Source organism: Aquipuribacter hungaricus (genome assembly GCF_037860755.1).
Taxonomy (GTDB): domain Bacteria; phylum Actinomycetota; class Actinomycetes; order Actinomycetales; family JBBAYJ01; genus Aquipuribacter; species Aquipuribacter hungaricus.
In genome coordinates this window covers 1-6704 of record NZ_JBBEOI010000192.1, presented here as the reverse complement: position 1 = coordinate 6704, position 6704 = coordinate 1, and the positions used below count along the sequence as shown (strand labels likewise).

At 76.6% G+C, this 6704-nt stretch carries 5 protein-coding genes; 4 read left to right on the top strand and 1 reads right to left on the bottom strand.

The genetic code is table 11. The features are described from left to right. Positions 1-1185 (bottom strand): sensor histidine kinase (locus WCS02_RS15735; protein WP_340294936.1); only part of this gene is annotated, 1185 nt, incomplete at its 3' end. Between the two features lie 75 nt (positions 1186-1260). Here WCS02_RS15735 and WCS02_RS15730 point away from each other — a divergent pair. The 4 genes from WCS02_RS15730 to cimA all read left to right on the top strand — a co-directional run bounded on the left by WCS02_RS15730 (position 1261) and on the right by cimA (position 6563). Further along, the gene (locus WCS02_RS15730) at positions 1261-2529 is read left to right on the top strand and encodes an FAD-binding domain-containing protein (RefSeq protein WP_340294934.1); all 1269 of its coding nucleotides are present in this window, start codon (positions 1261-1263) and stop codon (positions 2527-2529) included. Positions 2530-2644: 115 nt separating this feature from the next. Further along, positions 2645-3733, top strand: a complete 1089-nt coding sequence (locus WCS02_RS15725) for a 3-isopropylmalate dehydrogenase (protein WP_340294932.1) — start codon at positions 2645-2647, stop codon at positions 3731-3733. A gap of 61 nt (positions 3734-3794) precedes the next feature. Continuing rightward, positions 3795-4925, top strand: a complete 1131-nt coding sequence (locus tag WCS02_RS15720; protein ID WP_340294930.1) for a branched-chain amino acid aminotransferase — start codon at positions 3795-3797, stop codon at positions 4923-4925. A gap of 24 nt (positions 4926-4949) precedes the next feature. Then, the gene (gene cimA, locus WCS02_RS15715) at positions 4950-6563 is read left to right on the top strand and encodes a citramalate synthase (RefSeq protein ID WP_340294928.1); all 1614 of its coding nucleotides are present in this window, start codon (positions 4950-4952) and stop codon (positions 6561-6563) included. Positions 6564-6704: the final 141 nt, after the last annotated feature.

The window sequence follows — 6704 nt, the reverse complement described above, 5'->3', positions numbered from 1 at the left end:
GGGGCCGGCGCGCAGGGTGCCGCCGGCCGCGGCGACCCGCTCGCGCATCCCGTCCAGTCCCGACCCCGTCCCGCCGCCCCCCGGGTGGGCGGCGGTGCCGGCGCCGTCGTCGGTCACGCTGACCGCGACGGTCCCGGGCCGGTGCTCGAGGACGACGGCCGTCGCCGCACCGGGCCCGGCGTGCTTGAGGACGTTGGTCAGCGACTCCTGCACCACCCGGTACAGGGTGAGGCCCGTGCCGCCCGACACCTCGGAGGCGTCGCCGACCACGGTGAGGGTGACCGGGTGACCGCTGCCGCGGACCGAGGCGACGAGGTCCGGGACGTCCGCCGCGCCGGGCAGCGGGGCGGTCCCCGAGGCGTCGTCGCTGCGCAGCACGCCGAGCGCGGTGCGCAGGTCCGTGAGCGCGCCGCGGGCGGTGGCCGCGACCGTCTCCAGCGACCGGACCGCGGCGTCGGGGTCGGTCCGGGCGGCGTAGCGGCCGCCGTCGGCCTGCGCGACGACGACGGTGAGGGAGTGGGCGATGACGTCGTGGAGGTCGCGGGCGATCCGGCGGCGCTCCTGCTCGGCCGCGACCGTCGCCGCGGAGTCCCGCTCCACCTCGAAGCGCCGGGCGCGCTCGACGGCCGCCTCGTCGCGCACCCGGACGATCCGGCGCAGGTAGCCGGCCAGGGTCGCGCCCACGACGGTCGTGCCCGCCGCCACCGCGGTGTTGGCGTCGGCCAGCCAGCCCAGCAGGGCGCAGCCGGCCAGCGCCAGGGCGAGGAACGCCTGCCAGGTCCGGTCCCGGCCGCCGTAGGCGGCGACGGTGAACAGGACCGACACGGTGGCGAGCACGTTGGCCGGGAGGACCGCCGCCGTCCCGCTGAGCAGCTGGACGAACTGGACGGCCGCCACGACGCCGGCCACGGCTGCCGGCGCACGGCGCCGCCACACCAGCGGCAGCAGGAGGACCGCGGTGAGCGCTGCCTGGTCTCCCAACGGGACCGGGGCCCCGCCCGGCCCGGTGGCGAAGCCCCCGGCGAGCAGGGCGAGCAGCGACAGCAGGGCGAAGCCGGCCACCCACAGCGCGTCCACGACGAGCACGTGGGCCCGCCACCAGCGCAGCACCGGGCCCGGCGGTCGCCGCTCGCCGGGCAGGGGCTGCGCGCCCGGCTGCCCGGTGCGGGTCGCGGCCGGTGTCACGGGCGGCAGCGTAGGCGGCGGGCCCCGGGGACGGCTGCGGTCGCGGGCCCGGTCCCGCCGGGGCACAGTCGTGGGGTGGTCGGTGCAGGGGTGACGGGGACGCGGCTGCCCACCCCGGGCGAGGACGTGGCGGACGACCCGGAGGCGGCGGTGGCCTGGGTCGCCGAGCACCTGGGCGACCTCGCCCTGGAGGGGCCGGACGGGGTCCGGGCCAGCCCGGCGTTCCGGGGCGGCCAGGGCGCCGCCGACGCCGCGCTGGCCGCGCTCGACGTCACCGGCTACGCCTCCCGGCGCAGCCAGGTGCTGCCCGAGCGCTCCCGCGGCGCCTCCCGGATGAGCCCCTACATCAGGTACGGGCTCCTGGACCTGCCGGCCGTGTGGCGCCACGTCGCCGACGCCCCGCCCCGGGACCGGACCAAGTACCGCGACGAGCTGCTGTGGCAGGAGTACGCCCGCCACGTGTACGCCCGGACCGGCTCGGCCATGGCGGCGCCGTTGCGGTACGGCCCGCCCCGCACCGGGCCGTGGGAGGGCGACGCCTGGCCCGCCGAGATGCTCTGCGTGAGGACCGTCACCGACGAGCTGCGCGGGGACGGCTGGCTGGTCAACCAGACCCGGATGTGGCTGGCCTCGCAGTGGACCGTGCGCGCCGGGTGGGACTGGCGCGAGGGCGAGGACGCCTTCTTCCGGCACCTGCTCGACGGCTCCCGCGCCGCCAACCGGCTGGGCTGGCAGTGGACCGTGGGCACGGGCAGCGGCAAGCCGTACGGGTTCAGCCGCTGGCAGGTGGAGAAGCGCGCGCCCGGGCTGTGCGGCCGCTGCCCCCTGCAGGACGCCTGCCCGATCCAGGACTGGCCGTCCGAGGCGACCGGGCCCCGCGTCCCGGTCGAGCCCGAGGGCCTGCGTGCCGGCAGCCCGCCCGCGCTCGCGGGACCGGCGGCGGTCGAGGCCGACGGGCGGGCGCCGGCCGCGGTGTGGCTGACCTTCGAGTCCCTCGGCGACGACGACCCCGCGCTGAGGGCTCACCCCGACCTGCCCGTCGTCGTCGTCTTCGACGCCCCGCTGCTGGCCCGGCTGCGGCTGTCCGGCAAGCGGCTGGTGTTCCTCGCCGAGACCGTCGCCGACCTGGCGACCCGTCGCGACGTCGTCGTCTCCCGCGGCGCGGTGCCCGGAGCGCTGGCCGGGACCCCGGTCGCCGTCACCCATGCCCCGGTGCCCGGCTTCGCCCGCCGGTCGGCCGCCGTGGACGTCGTCGAGCGGCACCCGTGGCGCTGGCTGGTGCGGCCCACGGGCGGCCCCGCGCAGTCGTTCTCCGCCTGGCGCAAGGGCGTCCGCACGCCCTGACGAGCCGGCCCGGACCAGCTGCGGGACCGGCTCCCCGACCAGCGACCGGACCAGCGGCCGGACCAGCGACCGGACGGGCGAGAGCCGGCCGGGGGGCCGCACCTAGCCTCGGGGGATGGCCGAGACGACGAGCACCCTCCCGACCAGCACCCCGACCTCGCTGGACCTCGCGGTCGTCGCCGGGGACGGCATCGGGCCGGAGGTCGTCGGCGCCGCGCTGGAGGTGCTGCGCGCCGCCGCCGAGGGCGTCGAGGTCCGCACCACCGACCACGACCTGGGCGCGGCCCGCTGGCACCGCACCGGCGAGACCCTCACCGACGAGGACCTGGCGAGCATCCGGCGCCACGACGCCGTCCTGCTCGGCGCGGTCGGCGACCCGGGCGTGCCGTCCGGTGTCCTCGAGCGCGGCCTGCTGCTGCGGCTGCGCTTCGAGCTGGACCACTACGTCAACCTCCGCCCGTCGGTCCTGCTGCCCGGGGCCACCAGCCCGCTGTCGCCCGCGGTCCTCGACCGCGGCCCCGTCGACTTCGTCGTCGTCCGCGAGGGCACCGAGGGCCCGTACGTGGGCAACGGCGGCGCGCTGCGCGTCGGCACGCCGCACGAGATCGCCACCGAGGTGAGCGTCAACACCGCCTTCGGCGTCGAGCGGGTCGTCCGGGACGCGTTCGCCCGCGCCGCCGCCCGGCCGCGGCAGAAGTTGACGCTCGTGCACAAGCACAACGTCCTCGTCCACGCCGGCCACCTGTGGCGCCGCACCGTCGAGGCCGTCCAGCAGGAGTTCCCCGACGTCACCGTCGACTACCTCCACGTCGACGCGGCGACGATCTTCCTCGTCACCGACCCGCAGCGCTTCGACGTCGTCGTCACCGACAACCTGTTCGGCGACATCCTCACCGACCTGGCCGCGGCCGTCACCGGCGGGATCGGCCTGGCCGCCAGCGGCAACGTCAACCCCGACCGGACCGCGCCGAGCATGTTCGAGCCGGTGCACGGCTCCGCCCCGGACATCGCCGGGCAGGGTGTCGCCGACCCCACGGCGACGTTCCTGTCGGTCGCGCTGCTGCTGGAGCACGTCGGGCTCGGCGAGGCCGCGGGCCGCGTCCAGACCGCCGTCGTGGGCGCGCTCGCCGACCGTGACCCCGCCGCGGCCCGGCCCGGCACCCGCGCGGTGACCGACGCGGTGCTGGCCCGGCTCGGGGCCTGAGCGGGACCCCCTACCCTCGTCGGGACCCCCGGGTCCGGGGCCGAGTGCTGGGAGGCGCGAGATGACGCAGACGACGTCCACGCAGGCAGCGACGGAGGCAGCGGTGCAGCAGGTGCTGCGGTTCGAGGTCGACCCGGGCGTGGCCCGCCTGCCCGAGCCCGAGCGCGCCGGGATCCTGGCCGCGCCCGGCTTCGGCAAGCACTTCACCGACCACATGGTCACCGCGACCTGGACCCCCGCCGAGGGCTGGCACGACGCCCGGGTCCACGCCTACGGCCCCATCACGCTCTCGCCCGCCGCGGCGGTCCTGCACTACGCGCAGGAGATCTTCGAGGGCCTCAAGGCCTACCGGCACGAGGACGGCTCGGTGTGGGGCTTCCGGCCCGAGGCCAACGCCGCCCGGTTCGCGCGGTCGGCGCGGCGCCTCGCGCTGCCCGAGCTGCCCGAGGAGCTGTTCCTGTCCTCCATCGAGGCGCTCGTCCGCACCGACGTGGACTGGGTGCCCTCCGGCGGGGAGTCCAGCCTCTACCTGCGCCCGTTCATGTTCGCCTCGGAGTCGTTCCTCGGCGTCCGCCCCGCGCACGAGGTGACGTACTGCGTCATCGCCTCCCCGGCCGGGGCGTACTTCTCCGGCGGGGTGTCCCCGGTGAGCATCTGGCTGAGCACCGACTACACCCGGGCGGCCCCCGGCGGCACGGGCGCGGCCAAGTGCGGCGGCAACTACGCCGCCAGCCTGGCCCCGCAGCAGGAGGCCTTCGCCCACGGCTGCGAGCAGGTGTGCTTCCTCGACGCCGCCGAGCAGCGCTGGGTCGAGGAGCTCGGCGGGATGAACCTGTACTTTGTCCACGCCGACGGCACCCTGGTCACCCCCGAGCTCACCGGGACGATCCTCGAGGGCGTCACGCGCTCGTCGATCCTCACCCTCGCCGGCGGGCTCGGCCTGCGGACCCAGGAGCGGCGGGTGTCCGTCGACGAGTGGCGCGCGGGCGTCGCCTCGGGCGAGATCACCGAGGTGTTCGCGTGCGGCACCGCCGCGGTCGTCACGCCCCTGGGCCGGCTGGCCTGGGAGGGCGGCGAGACGGTCATGGGCACCGAGCCCGGCCCGGTGACCATGCGCGTGCGCCAGGCGCTGCTGGACATCCAGCACGGCCGGGCGGCGGACACCCACGGCTGGCTGCGGCAGCTGGCATGACGGTGACGGCATGACGGTGACGGCATGACGGCGCTGCCGGCGCTCGAGGTCTACGACACCACCCTGCGCGACGGTGCCCAGCAGGAGGGGCTGTCGCTGTCGGTCGTGGACAAGCTGGCCATCGCCCGCCACCTGGACGACCTCGGTGTCGGCGTCATCGAGGGGGGCTGGCCGGGCGCCATCCCCAAGGACACGGCGTTCTTCGCCCGGGCGGCCGACGAGCTGCGGCTGCGCCACGCCCGCCTCGCCGCGTTCGGGTCCACCCGGCGCCCGGGCGGCCAGGCGTCCTCCGACGCCCAGGTCCGGGCCCTGCTGGACTCCGCCGCACCCGTCGTCACCCTGGTCGCCAAGAGCCACGTCGGGCACGTCACCAAGGCGCTGCGGACCACGCCGGAGGAGAACCTGGCGATGGTCGCGGACACGGTGGCGTTCCTCGTCGCCGAGGGCCGCGAGGTGGTCCTGGACGCCGAGCACTTCTTCGACGGCTGGCTGCTGGACCGCGCCTACGCCCTGGAGGTGCTGCAGGTCGCGCTCGCGGCGGGCGCCTCGACGGCCGCGCTGTGCGACACCAACGGCGGCCACCTGCCGGACGTCGTCGCCGACCTGGTGGCCGAGGTCGTCGGCGCGACCGGCGCGCGCCTGGGCATCCACTGCCACAACGACACCGGGTGCGCCGTGGCGAGCACGCTGGCCGCGGTCGAGGCCGGCGCCGTGCAGGTCCAGGGCACGCTCAACGGCTACGGCGAGCGGACCGGCAACGCCGACCTGGTGACCGTGCTCGCCAACCTCGAGCTCAAGCGCGACCGGCGGGTGCTCCCGCCCGGCGGCCTGACCGAGGCGACCCGGATCGCTCACGCGGTCAGCGAGATCACCAACGTGCCGCCCTACTCCCGCCAGCCCTACGTCGGTGCCAGCGCGTTCACCCACAAGGCCGGCCTGCACGCCAGCGCCATCCGCGTCGACCCCGACCTGTACCAGCACGTCGACCCCACCGCGGTCGGCAACGACATGCGGATGCTCGTCTCGGAGATGGCGGGCCGGGCGAGCATCGAGCTCAAGGGCCGCGAGCTCGGCCTCGACCTGTCCGACCCGACCCTGCTGTCGACGGTCACCGATGCCGTCAAGGCCCGTGAGCAGGAGGGCTACACCTTCGAGGCCGCGGACGCCTCGTTCGAGCTGCTCGTCCGGCGGGTGGCGTGCGAGCTCGGCCTCGGCGACGACGTCCCCGACTACTTCCACGTCGACTCCTGGCGCGTCATCACCGAGACCCGGCCGGGCGGCGGGCACGGCGACGCGACGTCGGAGGCGACCGTCCGCCTGGTGACTGGCGGCGGGAGGACCGTGGCGACCGCCGAGGGCAACGGCCCCGTCAACGCCCTCGACGCGGCGCTGCGGACCGCGCTCACCCCGACCTACCCCGAGCTCGGCGCCCTCGAGCTCGTCGACTTCCGGGTGCGGATCCTCGACGCCTCCCACGGCTCCGACGCGGTGACCCGGGTGCTGCTGGAGACCGCCGACGACGGCCGGTCGTGGACCACGGTGGGTGTCGGGCCGAACGTCGTCGAGGCGTCGTGGGAGGCGCTCGTCGACGGCCTGGCCCACGGCCTGCTCCACCGCCAGGTGCCCTCCCGCGCCTGAGGGTGGTCAAGGAGCCGGCCCGCGCTGCCGATGGGCAGCCGTGACCGCTGCCCTCCTGCCCCGCCCGTCCTCGGTGCGCCGCGCGGTGGCCGCCGCCGGCACCGCGCTGCTGGCCGCCACCCTGCTCGTGCCCGCCGCCGC

Coding starts and splice junctions, on each gene's coding strand:
- WCS02_RS15725 (WP_340294932.1), top strand. CDS start 2,645: ATGGCCGAGACGACGAGCACCCTCCCGACCAGCACCCCGACCTCGCTG.
- WCS02_RS15720 (WP_340294930.1), top strand. CDS start 3,795: ATGACGCAGACGACGTCCACGCAGGCAGCGACGGAGGCAGCGGTGCAG.
- cimA (WP_340294928.1), top strand. CDS start 4,950: ATGACGGCGCTGCCGGCGCTCGAGGTCTACGACACCACCCTGCGCGAC.